Source organism: Pseudomonas sp. URMO17WK12:I11 (genome assembly GCF_007677725.1).
GTDB lineage: Bacteria > Pseudomonadota > Gammaproteobacteria > Pseudomonadales > Pseudomonadaceae > Aquipseudomonas.
The window spans coordinates 60236-77044 of record NZ_VEDF01000011.1; the positions used below are offsets into that span (position 1 = coordinate 60236).

Below are 16809 nucleotides of genomic sequence, written 5' to 3' on the forward strand. Positions count from 1 at the left end.
TAGAACATCGCTGAGGGAGACAGGTGAAGAGCAAACGGAAAATTTAGCCAGACAACCTACTACCTTGAGCGGTCCGCTTCAACACCTGGCGGCCGAGCATGCCGCATCCGAGCACCGACCTCACGCTCAGTTCCCTTTTCTCATCTTTCGTGTGCGCGAGCGCAGCGAAGAGCAAGTCGTCCCGCCCGCGCGAGCTCAAGGAATGCTGACAGCAACTTCCCGACCCATGCTTTCAAAGATGCCAATAAGACGATCACGCAACGCCGATTTGGCCCCTGCTGTGCCATGCACAAGGACAATCCTGCTGGGCGGCCGTAGGGTGCAGAGTGCGAAGTGTGAAAGCCCTGCTTGGTCGGCATGCCCTGAATACCCGCTCATGGTCATCACCTTGGCTCGTATCTCAACAAATTCTCCATCCAGTTCAACACGCCCAGGTCCTTGCGCACCTTGGCTAGCCTGAATTGCGGCCCCTGGCGTACCCTTTACCTGATAGCCCACAAACATCACTTCGTGGCGGGGTTCAGGCAACATCGCCTTCAAGTACCGTACGATACGCCCTCCCGAACACATTCCATTTCCAGCAATAACGATCGCCGGCCGCCCCGTGCTACGTAGATAGTTCACAACCTGCAGATGACGTGAATGGCTGTCGACTGTCACAAGTTGACCAAAACCCAAGGGGTCACGTCCCTGGACGATCTTCGTCCTCGCCTGCTCATTCCAGTGCTGGTGCAGCTGTCGATAGACAGCCGTTATTCGCTGCGCCAGCGGCGAGTCCAGAATGATGGGTAGCTGTGACCATCTGAATGCATCGGCACCCATGAGGACGTGAGGATCTCCCACCAACGCTTTTTGATGAAGGATGTCTTCGATCTCAAATAGCAGCTCCTGCGTGCGGCCCAGGCTGAATGCAGGTATTAGAATCGTGCCGCGATCTTGAAGGGCGCGGTCGATCAGATGCTCGAGCTGCTCGCGCCTGCAATCGCGAGGCGGATGAAGGCGATCGCCGTAAGTACTCTCGAGCACCAAAACGTCTGCCCGCTCGGGAGGCTGTACCGGATTCAGCAGTGGATTGCCGTGAGGCCCAATATCGCCAGAGAATACAATCCGCAGGTCCGATTGTTGGGACCGCACATCGCATTCCACATAGCTGGAACCAAGCAGATGCCCAGCGCACCTCAAGCGTATGGCACACGACAAGTCACCACGCTGCACCACCAAATGCCAGCGGTCGTATGCTAAAGGCACTATGAGCGCTCGAACGATACCTAGGTAGTGCTCGATATGAGCAGAATCGTTGCTGATGGTCAGCCTGTAGGCATCTTCCAATACCAGTGGCAACAACGCTGCAGAGGGTTCACTGCAAATGACCGGCCCGCGGTAGCCAGCTGCGAGAAGCGCCGGTATGCGACCCACATGGTCCAGATGAACGTGTGTGACGATCAGCGCGCATATACCATTGATCTCGAAGCCGACCGGCTCCGCATCGGTTCCGGGCCGGGCGTCCGAGCCTTGCGCTAGACCGCAGTCAACCAGGAGGCTCAACATCGGATTCAGGTGGAGTTGGTGGCAAGACCCCGTAACACCTTCGGTGCCACCGTGATGTGAAATGCAGGGAAATGGCATGGCAAAACGCTCGTCGAGGCAGCGCAAAGGATGCCCATTAGCCCACTTTGCCGGCTTTCCTGCCTAGTTGAGGTCTGCCTATATACTGGTAGGCAGATTCTTCAATTTCCACTGAGCGCCGCCTGACGAGCCGATGCACGAATCTTGCGCTTACTGCGCTGCACACCATATGCCCCGAGCAACGGCCCAATTGCCAAGCCGACGACCAATGCTCCCAACACAGGCACTGCTACCGGCACCGCCGGCGCTGACCAGCCGAACAGCACAAGCGCCACCGTCTGCTGATTTTCCAGTACGAAGAACATCACTACGGCCGCCAGCAGCAGCACGAACAACGCCGCGAAGGCGCGCTTGAGGTTACGCATTGGGATGCTCCTTGCTTAAACTTCGTGCTCTTCTTCTTCATTGACCCGGTCGCGCAGCTCTTTCCCGGGTTTGAAATGGGGAACGAACTTGCCTTCGAGCTCGACAGACTGGCCAGTCTTAGGGTTGCGCCCCACGCGCGGCGCGCGGTAGTGCAGTGAGAAGCTGCCGAATCCGCGGATCTCGATACGGTCGCCAGTGGCCAGGCATTGGGACATCTGCTCAAGCATGGTCTTGATGGCCAACTCCACGTCCTTGGACGAGAGCAGCCCTTGATGGGTGACAATACGTTCGATCAGCTCCGACTTCGTCATATTTTTCCCTTCGTTATCAAGCAGCTAGATCATTGCTCAATCAGGTTGTAGCACGCTCGGAGGGATTTGAACAGAGCGCGTCTTGACTTAATAAAAAAATTCAAGAACGCATTGCTAAAAAAAGGATGCCTAGCCCCGTCGGTGGGCGCTGTGGCCTGTTTAACTGACAGTGCTCAGAGTGTCACAAGTCGGATAGGTGGATCGTGTCCAAGGAAGTGGTGTAACTCATCATGGCTCTGGCCATTGAGTTTGCCGTTTAGTTGATCATGGCCTACAGCTTGGCCTGTGAATTATCGCTGACTGCTTCACGTTAGCCTAGAACTACGATGACCATTCTCTTTCGCCTGCAGGGCACCTTCGGTTGCTTCAGTTACACCACTTCTCGGGACACGATCCGCGGTGTGGCTGGCGGGTGCAGTCGGGGAGTATGGCGCTGTGAGATCGAGCGCCGCCCATGCGGCGCATCGCGAGCTTTGCTCGCTCCTACGGTTCGCGCAGGCCAATGATTCCTGGATATTTGTGGGTGTGCGCTTTCGCGCATCCGATTTTACGTCGCACCAACGAGGCGGTCGCGCGTGCCTGCGACAGTTTTTACTCGCCTAAACAAACGTAGGAGCGAGCAAAGCTCGCGATGCGCCGCATGGGCGGCGCTCAATCTCACAAACGCCAACCCCCGCACGGCGCCCCCCAAACCCTAAACACATTTTCAGCGCGAAAAAAAAGGGTGGCCCGAAGGCCACCCCTTTTTACCGATCAAACAGAACTCAGTTCTGCTTGGCCATAGCTTCGCGCAGCAGCGCGGCCATGGTGGTGTCGGCAGCCGCTTCCGGAGCGTTTTTCAGGCTCTGGATGGCTTCACGCTCTTCAGCGTCGTCTTTCGACTTGATCGACAGGCTGATGACGCGGGATTTGCGGTCAACGCTGATGATCTTGGCTTCGATCTCTTCGCCTTCCTTCAGGACGTTACGCGCGTCTTCAACGCGGTCACGGCTGATTTCGGAAGCTTTCAGAGTGGCTTCGATGTCGTCGGCCAGGGTGACGATTGCACCTTTGGCGTCAACTTCTTTCACGATGCCCTTGACGATAGCGCCCTTGTCATTGACAGCAACGAAGTTGGAGAACGGATCGTCTTCCAGCTGCTTGATGCCCAGGGAGATGCGCTCGCGCTCTGGGTCGACCGACAGGATGACGGTTTCCAGCTCGTCGCCCTTCTTGAAACGACGTACGGCTTCTTCGCCGGTTTCGTTCCAAGAGATGTCGGACAGGTGAACCAGGCCGTCGATGCCGCCGTCCAGACCGATGAAGATACCGAAGTCGGTGATCGACTTGATGGTACCGGTGATCTTGTCACCCTTGTTGAACTGGCCGGAGAAGTCTTCCCATGGGTTGGACTTGCACTGCTTGATGCCCAGGGAGATACGACGACGCTCTTCGTCGATGTCCAGAACCATGACTTCCACTTCGTCGCCAACCTGAACGACTTTCGACGGGTGGATGTTCTTGTTGGTCCAGTCCATTTCGGAAACGTGTACCAGACCTTCAACGCCTTCTTCCAGCTCAGCGAAGCAGCCGTAGTCGGTCAGGTTGGTAACGCGAGCCTGTACGCGAGTACCTTCTGGGTAACGCGAAGTGATAGCTACCCACGGATCTTCGCCCATCTGCTTCAGACCCAGCGAAACGCGGTTGCGCTCACGGTCGAACTTCAGAACGCGTACGTCGACTTCGTCGCCAACGTTAACGATTTCCGACGGGTGCTTGATGCGCTTCCAAGCCATGTCGGTGATGTGCAGCAGGCCGTCGATACCGCCCAGGTCCACGAATGCGCCGTAGTCGGTGAGGTTCTTGACGATACCTTTGACTTGCTGGCCTTCCTGCAGGGTTTCCAGCAGGGCTTCGCGCTCGGCGGAGTTCTCGGCTTCCAGCACGCTGCGGCGGGAAACGACAACGTTGTTGCGCTTCTGGTCCAGCTTGATGACCTTGAATTCCAGCTCTTTGCCTTCGAGGTGGGTGGTGTCGCGCACTGGGCGGACATCAACCAGGGAGCCCGGCAGGAACGCACGGATGCCGTTAACGTCGACAGTGAAGCCGCCCTTAACCTTACCGTTGATAACGCCCTTGACCACTTCTTCGGCGGCGAAAGCTGCTTCCAGAACAATCCAGCACTCAGCGCGCTTGGCTTTTTCACGGGACAGTTTGGTTTCGCCAAAGCCGTCTTCGACCGCGTCCAGCGCAACGTGCACTTCGTCACCGACCTTGATGGTCAGCTCGCCAGCTTCGTTGTAGAACTGCTCGAGCGGGATGACGCCCTCGGACTTCAGGCCAGCGTGTACGGTAACCCAGTCGCCGTCAATGTCGACAACGATACCGGAGATGATGGCACCCGGCTGAAGATTGAGGGTTTTCAGGCTTTCTTCAAAGAGTTCTGCAAAGCTTTCGCTCATTTTAATTCCTGTAGATTCGGGCGAAACAGACGCCCATCGCCACATTCCAGACAATGTGGGTTTGTTTTAAGTAAAGGAAAGCCGGCAGGACGTTGACTGGTGCCCCTGCCTGCTCTCCTGGTTATCAGACCAAGCCGCGCTGGGCGAGCTCGCTCCTGATACGTTGCAGCACCTGCTCGATGGACAACTCGGTGGAATCCAGCTGAATGGCATCGGCCGCTGGTTTCAGCGGGGCCACTGCGCGCTGGGTATCGCGCTCATCACGCGCCTTAATCTCATCTAGCAGACTCGACAGACTAACATCTTCCCCTTTGCCCTTCAACTGCAGGTAACGGCGACGGGCACGCTCCTCGGCGCTGGCAGTGAGGAACACCTTCAGCGGCGCGTCTGGAAAGACCACGGTGCCCATGTCGCGGCCATCGGCGATCAGCCCGGGTGTTTCGCGAAAGGCGCGCTGACGTTGCAGCAAGGCTTCGCGTACCGCTGGCAGCGAGGCGACCATCGAGGCGCCGGCGCCGACCGTTTCGGTGCGAATCACGTTGCTGACGTCCTCACCCTCGAGGATGATCTGCTGCAGCTTACCTGGCTCGGCAGCGATGAACTGCACATCCAGATGGGCGGCCAGGGCCTTGAGCAGCTCTTCGTTGGTCAGGTCGACACCGTGGTTGCTGGCATTGAACGCGAGCAAGCGATACAGCGCACCCGAGTCGAGCAGCCGCCAGCCCAGTTCGCGCGCCAGCAGCCCGGCGACAGTGCCCTTGCCCGAGCCGCTCGGGCCGTCGATGGTGATGACCGGGGCCGGGGTATTCACGACTTGCCCTCTTCGGCAACGCGAATGCCGACGTCGGCGCACAGCGTGAGGAAGTTGGGGAACGAGGTGGCGACGTTGGCGCAGTCGTGAATGCGAATGGGCGCACTGGCGCGCAGCGAGGCGACGCTGAAGGCCATGGCGATGCGGTGGTCACCGTGACCGTGCACTTCGCCGCCACCGATCGGGCCGCCGTCAATGATGATGCCGTCCGGGGTCGGCTCGCACTGCACCCCAAGCGTGATCAGGCCGTCGGCCATGACCTGGATGCGGTCCGATTCCTTGACCCGCAGCTCTTCGGCGCCGCGCAGCACGGTGCGCCCTTCGGCGCACGCGGCGGCCACGAACAGCACCGGGAATTCGTCGATGGCCAACGGCACCAGTTCTTCAGGAATGTCGATCCCCTTGAGCTTGGCGCCGCGCACGCGCAGGTCGGCCACCGGCTCGCCGCCGACTTCACGCTGGTTTTCCAGGGTGATGTCGCCGCCCATCAGGCGCAGGATGTCGATCACGCCGGTGCGCGTAGGGTTGATACCAACGTGCTCGAGCACCAGCTCGGAGCCTTCGGCGATCGATGCCGCGACCAGGAAGAACGCTGCCGAGGAAATGTCCGCAGGCACTTCGATGCGGGTTGCCGTCAGTGTGCCACCGGACTGCAGCGAGGCAACCGGGCCATTGCTTTCGACCGCATAACCAAAGCCGCGCAGCATGCGCTCGGTGTGGTCACGGGTTGGGGCAGGTTCGGTGACGGTGGTCTTGCCTTCGGCGTACAGGCCGGCCAGCAGCAGGCACGATTTGACCTGGGCACTGGCCATCGGCAGCGTATAGGTCAGCGCCTTGAGCTTGCTGCCACCGCGGATGGTCAGCGGCGGACGGCCTTCAGGGCCGGTCTCGACCACTGCGCCCATTTCCCGCAGCGGATTGGCCACGCGGTTCATCGGACGCTTGGACAGCGACGCATCGCCAGTCATGGTCACATCGAACGACTGACCGGCCAGCAAGCCGGACAGCAGGCGCATCGAGGTCCCGGAGTTACCGACATACAGGGGGCCGGGTGGCGGCTTCAAGCCATGCAGGCCAACGCCGTGGATAGTCACGCGGCCGTGGTTGGGGCCTTCGATGACCACACCCATGTCGCGAAATGCCTGCAGGGTCGCCAGGGCATCCTCGCCTTCGAGGAAGCCTTCGACTTCGGTCGTGCCTTCGGCCAGCGAGCCGAGCATGATCGAACGGTGGGAAATCGACTTGTCGCCCGGTACGCGGATTCGCCCAGTCAGGCGGCCACCCGGTTGGGCCAGGAAAATCAGATCGTTGGCGTTCATAGCGTCCACATAGGCCCGGCGGGCCAAGATTTTACTGAAATGCTCGCGGGCCACCCGTGCGCGGGTGAATACCCCCAGCAACTGGTGCCCGTCCCCAGCATCGACCGCGTCGCGCAAGGCGTCGAGATCGCTGCGAAAAGTGTCCAGGGTGCGCAGGACGGCCTCGCGGTTGGCGAGGAAGATGTCATGCCACATGGTCGGATCGCTGCCAGCGATACGGGTGAAATCACGAAACCCTCCGGCAGCGTACCGGAAGATCTCGAGGTTTTCATTGCGCTTGGCCAACGAGTCGACCAAACCAAAGGCCAGCAGGTGCGGCAGGTGGCTGGTCGCGGCCAGCACTTCGTCATGGCGCTCGACCGGCATGTGCTCGACGTCGGCCTCCAGCGCCCGCCAAAGGCGGTCGATCAAGGTCAGGGCGGCCGGGTCGGTTTCCGGCAACGGGGTGAGGATGACTTTGTGACGGCGGAACAGGCTCGGGTTGGCGGCTTCTACCCCGCTCTGCTCGGAGCCGGCAATCGGGTGACCGGGCACGAAACGTGGCACGCGTTCGCCGAACACAGCACGCGCTTCGCGCACGACATTGCCCTTGGCGCTACCGACGTCGGTGATGATCGCCCCGCCGAGGTCGAGCTGCGCCAGGCGCGCCAGGACTTTCTCCATGGCCAGGATCGGCACCGCCAGCTGGATGACATCGGCGCCGACACAGGCGGTGGCGAGGTCGGCTTCACAGCGGTCGACCACGCCCAGTTCTACGGCGAGCTTACGCGATGGCGCATCGAGATCGACGCCAACCACTTCGCGGCACAAGCCGCTCTCACGCAGGCCCTTGGCGAACGAGCCGCCAATCAGGCCCAGACCCACCACGACCAGGCGGTCGAGGATAGGCGCGGGTTTGGTGTTTGCTGCATTTACCACTGGTGCGAACCCTGTTCAAAAATCTAGGCGGTCAGTGAAGCCCATTTGGGGCTGCTTGGCAGCCCATCGCGACGCAAGGCCGCTGCCACAGGCCCGCCGACCTCGGATCACAGCACTGCTTTTGGATAAGAGCCCAGCACTTTCAGCGCCACGGCCTCCTGGCTGATCTGCTCCAGCACCGCCTTGATCAACGGGTCACGGTGATGGCCGACGAAGTCGATGAAGAACACGTAGGTCCACTTGCCGCTGCGTGACGGACGGGTCTCGATGCGGGTCAGGTCGATGCCGTTTTCGTGGAACGGCACCAGCAGTTCGTGCAGGGCACCTGGCTTGTTGCTCATCGATACGATGATTGACGTCTTGTCATCCCCCGTTGGCGGCACTTCTTGCTGCCCAATCATCAAGAAGCGCGTGGAGTTGTCCGGGCGGTCCTCGATCTTTTCCGCCAGGCGGGTCAGACCATACAGATTGGCCGCCATGTCGCCAGCAATCGCCGCCGAGTTCCACTCGCCCTTGACCCGCTTGGCCGCTTCGGCGTTGCTGGAAACCGCCACGCGCTCAACGTTCGGGTAATGGGCGTCCAGCCACTTGCGGCACTGGGCCAGGGACTGGGCGTGGGAATAGATGCGGGTAATGCTGTTGGTCTTGGTGTTCTCGCCCACCAGCAGGTGGTGGTGGATACGCAGCTCGACTTCGCCGCAGATCACCATGTCGTGCTCGAGGAAGCTGTCCAGGGTGTGGCTGACCGCACCCTCGGTGGAGTTCTCGACCGGCACCACGCCGAAGTTGACGGCCCCGGCCGCCACTTCGCGGAACACTTCATCGATGGCAGCCATCGGCCGACTGACCACGGCATGACCGAAATGCTTCATCGCCGCCGCCTGGGTGAAGGTGCCTTCAGGGCCGAGATAGGCGACCTTGAGCGGCTCTTCAAGGGCCAGGCACGAGGACATGATCTCGCGGAACAGCCGCGCCATCTCTTCATTGCCCAGCGGACCCTTGTTGCGCTCCATCACCCGCTTGAGCACCGCAGCTTCGCGCTCGGGACGGTAGAACACCGGCTTCTCGCCCTCCGGCAGCGAGGCGGTCTTGACCCGCGCCACTTCTTCGGCGCAGCGGGCGCGGTCGCTGATCAGCTCGAGGATCTTCTCGTCGAGGCTGTCGATGCGCACGCGCAGGGCTTTGAGTTCCTGTTCGGACATCAGCCGTGCTCCTTCTCGAATTCGGCCATGTAGGCGACCAGTGCTTCCACCGCTTCAAGGCCCAGGGCGTTGTAGATCGAGGCGCGCATGCCACCCACCGAGCGGTGACCCTTGAGGTTGAGCAGGCCACGCGCATCGGCACCGGCCAGGAAGGCCTTGTCGAGGCGCTCGTCGGCCAGGCGGAATGGCACGTTCATCCAGGAACGGGCGTTGTGGCTGATCGGGTTGGTGTAGAACTCGCTGGCATCGATGAAACCGTACAGGCGGTCTTTCTTGGCGCGGTTGCGCTGCTCCATGGCCTCGACACCGCCCTGCTCCTTGAGCCACTCGAACACCAGGCCGGAGAGGTACCAGGAATAGGTCGCCGGGGTGTTGTACATCGAGCCGTTGTCGGCGGCGATCTTGTAGTCGAGCATGGTCGGGCAGCTGCTGCGAGCATGGCCGATCAGGTCTTCGCGCACGATCACCACCACCAGGCCGCTGGGGCCGATGTTCTTCTGGGCACCGGCGTAGATCATGCCGTACTGCGAGACATCGATGCCGCGCGACAGAATGTCGGAAGACATGTCCACGACCAACGGCACGTCACCGGTCTGCGGCACCCAGTCAAACTGCAGGCCGCCGATGGTTTCGTTGGAGGCGTAGTGCACGTAGGCCGCGTTGTTCGTCAGCTGCCATTCGTTCTGCCCAGGAATGGCCAGGTAATCGTAGGGCTTGGCGCTGGCGGCCACGTTGACGCTGCCGAAGCGACGCGCTTCCTCGATGGCCTTTTTCGACCAGATACCGGTTTCGATGTAGTCGGCGGTGCCGTTTTCCGGGAGCAGGTTCAGCGGAATTTCGGCGAACTGCTGGCTGGCGCCGCCTTGCAGGAACAGCACCTTGTAGTTGGAGGGGATGGACAGCAGGTCACGCAGGTCCTGCTCGGCCTTCTCGGCGATGGCCACGTAGTCGTCGCTGCGATGGCTCATCTCCATCACCGACAGGCCCTTGCCGTTCCAGTCCAGCATTTCGGCCTGGGCGCGCTGCAACACAGCGTCAGGAAGCGCGGCTGGGCCTGCGCAGAAGTTAAAGGCTCGTTTGCTCACATCCACTCTCGCTCTGCCAAATGGTACTAAATCGTTGTTGCACACACCGCGCTGCTAAAACCAGGTGATAGCGGCCCTACTCAGTCAAACGGGGCGACCTTGGTCGCCCCGTTCGGGTTTTACGCTTGCTTACTTTTGCGGGGCCTCTTCGGCACCGGCAGCGTCGTCGTTGTCTGGCGCTTGAGCCTCGACGCCCTCCTCGTCCGTCTCGAGCAGCTCGTCGAGTTCCTCCTCGGACGGCTCCTGGATCCGCTCCAGGCCCACCAATGTCTCGTCGCTGGCGAGCTTGATCAGGGTCACGCCCTGGGTATTTCGACCCAGGCTGGAGACTTCACCCACGCGGGTGCGCACCAATGTGCCCTGGTCGGAGATCAGCATGATCTCCTCGCCTTCCTGCACCTGGATGGCGCCGATCAGCAGACCGTTACGCCCCTTGGTACCCATGGCGATCACGCCCTGACCACCGCGACCGCGACGCGGGAACTTCGACAGCGGCGTGCGCTTGCCGAACCCGCGCTCGGAGGCGGTGAGGATCTGCGCACCGGACTCGGGGATCAGCATCGAGATGATCTGCTGGCCCTTGCCCAGCTTCATGCCGCGCACGCCACGGGCGGTCCGGCCCATCTGACGCACCACGCTTTCGGCGAAGCGGATCACCTTGCCGGCGTCGGAGAACATCATGACTTCCTTGGCGCCGTCGGTGATCGCCGCTGCGATCAGGGTGTCGCCTTCCTTGAGCTTCAAGGCGATCAGGCCATTGGAGCGCGGACGGGCGAACTGCACCAGCGGGGTCTTCTTCACGGTACCTGACGCGGTGGCCATGAAGATGTAGGCGCCGGTTGGCTCGGCTGCCCACTCTGGGGTGTCGCCGTCTTCTTCGTCGATCTCTTCAGGCTCGACGATTTCGCCTTCGAGCACGCCTTCGATGACGCCGTCATCACCGTCTTCGAGCTCTTCGTCAGGGTCGGCTTGCTGCTGCAGGGCCTCGAGGTCGATCTGCAGCATGGCGGTGATGCGCTCACCTTCTTCCAGCGGCAGCAGGTTGACCAGCGGGCGACCGCGGGCGGCGCGGGAAGCTTCGGGAATGTCGTAGGTCTTGAGCCAGTACACCTTGCCCTTGCTGGAGAACAGCAACAGGGTGGCGTGGCTGTTGGCGACCAGCAGGTGCTCGATGTAGTCCTCGTCCTTGACCCCAGTGGCCGACTTGCCTTTGCCACCCCGGCGCTGGGCCTGGTAGGCCGACAGCGGCTGGGTCTTGGCATAGCCGCCGTGGGAGATGGTCACCACGCGCTCTTCTTCGGGGATCATGTCGCCGTAGTTGAGGTCGTGACGGGCATCGAGGATTTCCGTGCGACGGGCATCGCCGTATTCGGCGCGGATGGCTTCGAGCTCTTCGCGGATCACTTCCATCAGGCGCTGGGCGCTGTTGAGGATGCGGATCAGCTCGCCGATCTGCTCGAGGATCTCCTGGTACTCGGCCAGCAGCTTCTCGTGCTCCAGGCCAGTCAGGCGGTGCAGGCGCAGGTCGAGAATGGCCTGGGCCTGCTCCGGCGACAGGTAGTACTTGCCGTCACGCAGACCGTATTGCTCGGGCAGGTCCTGCGGGCGGCACGACTCGGCACCGGCGCGCTCGACCATGACTTGCACGGCACTGGATTCCCAGGCCTGGGCGATCAGCGCTTCCTTGGCTTCCGACGGCGTCGGCGAAGCCTTGATCAGGGCGATGACCGGGTCGATGTTGGACAGCGCAACCGCCTGGCCTTCGAGGATATGGCCACGCTCGCGAGCCTTGCGCAGCTCGAACACGGTACGGCGGGTCACCACTTCGCGGCGGTGACGGACGAACGCTTCGAGCAGGTCCTTGAGGTTGAGCAGGCGTGGACGACCGTCGATCAGGGCCACCACGTTGATGCCGAACACGCTCTGCAGCTGGGTTTGCTGGTAGAGGTTGTTGAGCACCACTTCCGGCACCTCACCGCGACGCAGCTCGATGACGATGCGCATGCCGTCCTTGTCGGACTCGTCGCGCAGCTCGGTGATGCCTTCGATCTTCTTCTCTTTGACCAGCTCGGCGATCTTCTCGATCAGACGCGCCTTGTTCAGCTGGTACGGCAGCTCGGTGACCACGATTTGCTGGCGGCCACCGACCTTGTCGATGTCCTCGATCTGCGAGCGGGCGCGCATGTAGATGCGGCCACGGCCGGTGCGGTAGGCCTCGATGATGCCCTGGCGACCGTTGATCATGCCCGCGGTCGGGAAGTCGGGACCGGGGATGTACTGCATCAGCTCGTCGACGGTGACATCGGGGTTGTCGATCAGCGCCAGGCAGCCGTCGATGACTTCGCCGAGGTTGTGCGGCGGGATGTTGGTCGCCATGCCCACGGCGATACCGCTGGAACCGTTGACCAGCAGGTTGGGGATACGGGTCGGCATGACCGCCGGGATCTGCTCGGTGCCATCATAGTTGGGCACCCAGTCCACGGTTTCCTTGTGCAGGTCGGCCAGCAGCTCGTGGGCCAGCTTGGCCATGCGCACTTCGGTGTATCGCATCGCTGCGGCGTTGTCGCCGTCGACCGAACCGAAGTTGCCCTGACCGTCGACCAGCAGGTAGCGCAGCGAGAACGGCTGGGCCATACGCACGATGGTGTCGTAGACCGCAGTGTCGCCGTGCGGGTGGTACTTACCGATCACGTCACCGACCACACGGGCGGATTTCTTGTACGGCTTGTTCCAGTCGTTGCCCAGTTCGCTCATTGCATAGAGGACGCGACGATGCACGGGCTTCAAGCCATCACGCGCATCGGGCAGCGCTCGCCCGACAATCACGCTCATCGCGTAGTCGAGGTAAGACTGTCTCAGTTCGTCTTCGATATTGACCGGGAGGATTTCTTTGGCCAGTTCGCCCATGAGAAGCCTGATTCCTTTTTCTGGTGAAACTTCGCAGCTCCATCAAGGGCCGAACGAAGCTCGTTGCCGCAGCGCATAAGGTGCGACGACTTACGACAAATCAATGAGTTGTTGCATGGATCTGCGCAATGAAGACCGCCTGTGTGAGCGGTCTTGGAAACTGCCGGATGTTACCACAAAGCCGGGGCGGTGGGGAGATGTGGCAGGTGGCCGCGAACCGGTATCGATCCAGCGCGCCGCCCTTGGCTTGTCCGTACCAGGGACGGCACCCAGCCATCAATGCAGGCGCTTGCGGCACACCAGCTGGGCCAGCTTGGCGGCATCGGGCCGCTCGACGATGCCGCGTTCGGTGACGATCACGTCGATCAGGTCTGCCGGGGTCACGTCGAACACCGGATTGAACGCCTGCACCGGCGGCGCCACGCGGGTGCCAGCGTAGTCGAGCAACTCATCGGCCTCGCGCTCTTCCAGGGCGATATCCTCGCCGCTGGCCAGGTTCAGGTCGATGCTGCTGCTCGGCGCCACCACCATGAAGCGCACGCCATGGTGCATGGCGCCGACAGCCAGCTGGTAGGTGCCGATCTTGCTGGCGACATCACCATTGGCAGCGATGCAGTCGGCGCCGACCACCACCCAGGTAATGCCCTTGGTCTTCATCAGGTGAGCCAGCGCCGAGTCGGCGCACAGGGTCACCGGGATGCCTTCGTTGGCCAGCTCCCAGGCCGTCAGGCGCGAACCCTGCAGCCAAGGCCGGGTTTCGCCGGCGTACACCCGCTCGACCATGCCTTCGAGGTAGCCCGCGCGGATCACCCCCAGGGCGGTGCCGATACCACCGCTGGCCAGGGCGCCGGCATTGCCGTAGGTGAGCAAGGTCTGCTCATTGCCCTGGTGCCGGCGGATCAGCTCGATGCCGTACTGGGCCATGGTCAGGTTGGCCTCGCGATCGCTTTGATGGATGGCGATGGCTTCTGCCTCCAGCGCTGCCAGCGGGTCTTCTGCGCCACGCAGGCGCTGTAGACGCTCGCGCATGCGGTTCAGCGCCCAGAACAGGTTGGCAGCGGTCGGCCGAGCTTCGGCCAGGCTGAGAAAATCCTCTTCCAGGTCCATCTCCCAATCGCCGCCTTCAGCCAGGCGCTCTTCGAGGGCCAGCACCAGGCCATAGGCGGCGGCGATGCCGATGGCGGCAGCGCCCCGCACCGCCATGTCGCGAATCGCTGCCACCACCTGCGCGACATTGTCGCAGGTCAACCAACGCTCCTGCGACGGCAACAGGCGTTGGTCGAGCAGGTGCAGGGCGCGGCCTTGCCAGCGCATCCCGGTCACCTTCTCCGCCGCCAATAGTTGCTCGCGCATCGCCTCTCCCCGTCGTTTGGATATCAAAAGCGGGCGATTATAGCGACCCTGGGCCGCAGACGCTCGGGTATACTGCGACCCTTTGGAGCGCAAGCTACGAGCCACAGCCTGCAAGAAACCGCCGAACGCGCGCCAACCCGTCTTTTCTTGCCGCTTGCAGCTCGCCACTTGCCGCTCAGACTCCGTTCCAGAGGATTGTTCAATGAGCAACGTCGATCACGCAGAAATCGCCAAGTTCGAAGCCTTGGCCCACCGCTGGTGGGACCGTGAAAGCGAGTTCAAGCCCCTGCACGACATCAACCCGCTGCGCGTCAACTGGATCGACGAGCGCGTCGCCCTGGCCGGCAAGAAAGTCCTGGACGTCGGTTGCGGCGGCGGTATTCTCAGCGAAGCCATGGCCCTGCGCGGCGCCACCGTCACCGGTATCGACATGGGCGAGGCGCCCCTGGCAGTGGCCCAGCTGCACCAGCTCGAATCGGGCGTCGAGGTGGATTACCGGCAGATCACCGCCGAAGCGCTGGCCGACGAGATGGCCGGGCAGTTCGATGTGGTCACCTGCCTCGAGATGCTCGAGCACGTGCCTGATCCGTCCTCGGTGATCCGCGCCTGTCATCGCCTGGTCAAGCCCGGCGGCCAGGTGTTCTTCTCGACCATCAACCGCAACCCCAAGGCCTACCTGCTGGCGATCGTCGGCGCCGAGTACATCCTCAAGATGCTGCCGCGCGGCACCCACGACTTCAAGAAATTCATCCGCCCTTCCGAGCTGGGCGCCTGGAGCCGTGCGGCCGGGCTCGAGGTCAAGGACATCATCGGCCTGACCTACAACCCGCTGACCAAGCACTACAAGCTCAGCAGCGACGTCGACGTCAACTACATGATCCAGACCCTGCGCGAGGAATGAGCATGCGTTTGCGAGCGGTACTCTTCGACATGGACGGCACCTTGCTCGACACGGCGCCAGACTTCATCGCCATCTGCCAGGCCATGCTGGCCGACCGCGGCTTGCCGGCGGTCGACGACCAGTTGATTCGCGGGGTGATCTCCGGCGGTGCGCGCGCCATGGTGGCCGCGACCTTCGCCATGGACCCTGACGCCGAGGGCTTCGAGGCCTTGCGCCTGGAGTTTCTCGAGCGCTACCAGCGTGACTGCGCGGTGCACAGCAAGCTGTTCGATGGCATGGCCGAGCTGCTGGCCGATATCGAAAAAGGCAACCTGCTGTGGGGCGTGGTCACCAACAAGCCGCTGCGCTTCGCCGAGCCGATCATGCAGCGCCTGGGCCTGGCCGAACGTTCGGCCCTGCTGATCTGCCCCGACCATGTAAAAAACAGCAAGCCCGATCCTGAACCACTGATCCTGGCCTGCACTACCCTGAAGCTGGACCCGGCCAGCGTACTGTTCGTCGGTGACGATCTGCGCGACATCGAATCCGGGCGCGATGCCGGCACCCGCACCGCCGCCGTGCGCTACGGTTACATTCACCCGGAGGACAACCCGAACAACTGGGGTGCCGACGTAGTGGTGGACCATCCGCAAGACCTGCGCAAGGTCATCGACGGCGCCCTCTGCGGTTGCTGATACCTCCAAAGTGGCAAGTGGCGAGCTGCGACCTGCACGTGAAAAGCTGCAGTCACCAGCGCTTTCATGGTGCAGCTCAAGGCCACTTGCAGCTCAAGCCAAGGACAGAATCATGTTCGACTATACCGCGCGTCCCGACCTGCTCGCAGGGCGCATCATTCTGGTAACCGGCGCTGGCCGGGGGATCGGCGCCGCAGCGGCCAAGGCCTATGCAGCCCTGGGCGCAACCGTACTGCTGCTGGGCAAGACCGAAGCCAACCTCAACGAAGTCTACGACCAGATCGAAGCAGCCGGGCATCCGCAGGCGGCGGTCATTCCGTTCAACCTCGAGACTGCCCTGCCCCACCAGTACGACGAGCTGGCGGCGATGATCGAAACCCAGTTCGGTCGCCTTGACGGGCTGCTCAACAACGCATCGATCATTGGCCCGCGCACGCCGCTGGAGCAGCTGTCCGGCGACAATTTCATGCGCGTCATGCACATCAACGTCAACGCCACCTTCATGCTGACCAGCACACTGCTGCCGCTGCTCAAGCTTTCCGAGGACGCCTCGGTGGTGTTCACCTCCAGCAGTGTCGGGCGCGTGGGGCGGGCTTACTGGGGCGCTTACGGGGTGTCGAAGTTCGCCACCGAAGGGCTGATGCAGACCCTCGCCGACGAGCTTGAAGGGGTGGCGGCGGTGCGCTCCAACAGCATCAACCCGGGCGCCACCCGCACCGCGATGCGCGCGCAGGCGTATCCGAGCGAGAACCCGCAGAACAACCCGCTGCCGGAGCAGATCATGCCGGTGTATCTGTACCTGATGGGGCCTGACAGCAAAGCCGTCAACGGGCAGGCGTTCAACGCCCAGTAGCAGCAGAAAATAACTGGGGCCGCGAATGCGGCCCCAGTGGCG

General features: G+C 62.1%; 13 protein-coding genes. 3 read left to right on the top strand and 10 right to left on the bottom strand.

All coding sequences use genetic code 11. From position 1 onward, the window contains the following. Positions 1–195: 195 nt before the first annotated feature. From FS665_RS19455 to mtnA, 10 genes are all read right to left on the bottom strand, one after another. On the bottom strand, positions 196–1626 hold the full coding sequence (locus FS665_RS19455; RefSeq protein ID WP_145192165.1) for an MBL fold metallo-hydrolase: 1431 nt from the start codon (positions 1624–1626) through the stop codon (positions 196–198). A gap of 101 nt (positions 1627–1727) precedes the next feature. Further along, entirely contained in the window at positions 1728–1991 is a 264-nt protein-coding gene (locus tag FS665_RS19460; RefSeq protein ID WP_145192168.1) for a lipopolysaccharide assembly protein LapA domain-containing protein, read from the bottom strand. 15 nt (positions 1992–2006) lie between these two features. Then, positions 2007–2303 (bottom strand): integration host factor subunit beta, encoded by a 297-nt coding sequence (gene ihfB, locus FS665_RS19465; RefSeq protein WP_145192171.1) that lies wholly within the window; start codon positions 2301–2303, stop codon positions 2007–2009. Positions 2304–3067: 764 nt separating this feature from the next. Then, the gene (gene rpsA / locus FS665_RS19470) at positions 3068–4744 is read right to left on the bottom strand and encodes a 30S ribosomal protein S1 (RefSeq protein ID WP_008095150.1); all 1677 of its coding nucleotides are present in this window, start codon (positions 4742–4744) and stop codon (positions 3068–3070) included. A gap of 124 nt (positions 4745–4868) precedes the next feature. Further along, positions 4869–5555 carry a (d)CMP kinase gene (gene cmk / locus FS665_RS19475; RefSeq protein ID WP_145192175.1) on the bottom strand — a complete coding sequence of 229 codons (687 nt, stop codon included), beginning with the start codon at positions 5553–5555 and terminating at the stop codon, positions 4869–4871. Further along, complete coding sequence (locus tag FS665_RS19480; RefSeq protein ID WP_256675114.1) at positions 5552–7759, bottom strand: bifunctional prephenate dehydrogenase/3-phosphoshikimate 1-carboxyvinyltransferase; 2208 nt, start codon at positions 7757–7759, stop codon at positions 5552–5554. Before FS665_RS19480 ends, cmk begins: the two co-directional genes overlap by 4 nt. 140 nt (positions 7760–7899) lie before the next feature. Next, entirely contained in the window at positions 7900–8994 is a 1095-nt protein-coding gene (gene pheA, locus FS665_RS19485; protein ID WP_145192180.1) for a prephenate dehydratase, read from the bottom strand. Further along, positions 8994–10079 carry a 3-phosphoserine/phosphohydroxythreonine transaminase gene (serC, locus tag FS665_RS19490; protein WP_145192183.1) on the bottom strand — a complete coding sequence of 362 codons (1086 nt, stop codon included), beginning with the start codon at positions 10077–10079 and terminating at the stop codon, positions 8994–8996. Before serC ends, pheA begins: the two co-directional genes overlap by 1 nt. Before the next feature lie 129 nt (positions 10080–10208). Next, the gene (gene gyrA / locus FS665_RS19495; RefSeq protein WP_145192186.1) at positions 10209–12986 is read right to left on the bottom strand and encodes a DNA gyrase subunit A; all 2778 of its coding nucleotides are present in this window, start codon (positions 12984–12986) and stop codon (positions 10209–10211) included. 276 nt (positions 12987–13262) lie between these two features. Then, positions 13263–14339: an S-methyl-5-thioribose-1-phosphate isomerase gene (gene mtnA / locus FS665_RS19500; RefSeq protein WP_145192189.1), complete on the bottom strand. Its 1077-nt coding sequence runs from the start codon at positions 14337–14339 to the stop codon at positions 13263–13265. A 202-nt stretch (positions 14340–14541) separates the two neighbouring features. Here mtnA and ubiG point away from each other — a divergent pair, with 202 nt between their 5' ends. The 3 genes from ubiG (at position 14542) to FS665_RS19515 (ending at position 16767) form a co-directional block, all read left to right on the top strand. Continuing rightward, positions 14542–15240, top strand: coding sequence for a bifunctional 2-polyprenyl-6-hydroxyphenol methylase/3-demethylubiquinol 3-O-methyltransferase UbiG (gene ubiG / locus FS665_RS19505; protein WP_145192192.1), 699 nt, complete (start codon positions 14542–14544; stop codon positions 15238–15240). A gap of 2 nt (positions 15241–15242) precedes the next feature. Next, complete coding sequence (gene mupP / locus FS665_RS19510) at positions 15243–15914, top strand: N-acetylmuramic acid 6-phosphate phosphatase MupP (RefSeq protein WP_145192195.1); 672 nt, start codon at positions 15243–15245, stop codon at positions 15912–15914. A 112-nt stretch (positions 15915–16026) separates the two neighbouring features. Further along, positions 16027–16767 (top strand): YciK family oxidoreductase, encoded by a 741-nt coding sequence (locus FS665_RS19515; RefSeq protein WP_145192198.1) that lies wholly within the window; start codon positions 16027–16029, stop codon positions 16765–16767. Positions 16768–16809 lie beyond the last annotated feature (42 nt).

Coding starts and splice junctions, on each gene's coding strand:
- ubiG (WP_145192192.1), top strand. CDS start 14,542: ATGAGCAACGTCGATCACGCAGAAATCGCCAAGTTCGAAGCCTTGGCC.
- pheA (WP_145192180.1), bottom strand. CDS start 8,994: ATGTCCGAACAGGAACTCAAAGCCCTGCGCGTGCGCATCGACAGCCTC.
- FS665_RS19460 (WP_145192168.1), bottom strand. CDS start 1,991: ATGCGTAACCTCAAGCGCGCCTTCGCGGCGTTGTTCGTGCTGCTGCTG.
- mtnA (WP_145192189.1), bottom strand. CDS start 14,339: ATGCGCGAGCAACTATTGGCGGCGGAGAAGGTGACCGGGATGCGCTGG.
- mupP (WP_145192195.1), top strand. CDS start 15,243: ATGCGTTTGCGAGCGGTACTCTTCGACATGGACGGCACCTTGCTCGAC.
- FS665_RS19515 (WP_145192198.1), top strand. CDS start 16,027: ATGTTCGACTATACCGCGCGTCCCGACCTGCTCGCAGGGCGCATCATT.
- FS665_RS19455 (WP_145192165.1), bottom strand. CDS start 1,626: ATGCCATTTCCCTGCATTTCACATCACGGTGGCACCGAAGGTGTTACG.
- ihfB (WP_145192171.1), bottom strand. CDS start 2,303: ATGACGAAGTCGGAGCTGATCGAACGTATTGTCACCCATCAAGGGCTG.
- gyrA (WP_145192186.1), bottom strand. CDS start 12,986: ATGGGCGAACTGGCCAAAGAAATCCTCCCGGTCAATATCGAAGACGAA.
- rpsA (WP_008095150.1), bottom strand. CDS start 4,744: ATGAGCGAAAGCTTTGCAGAACTCTTTGAAGAAAGCCTGAAAACCCTC.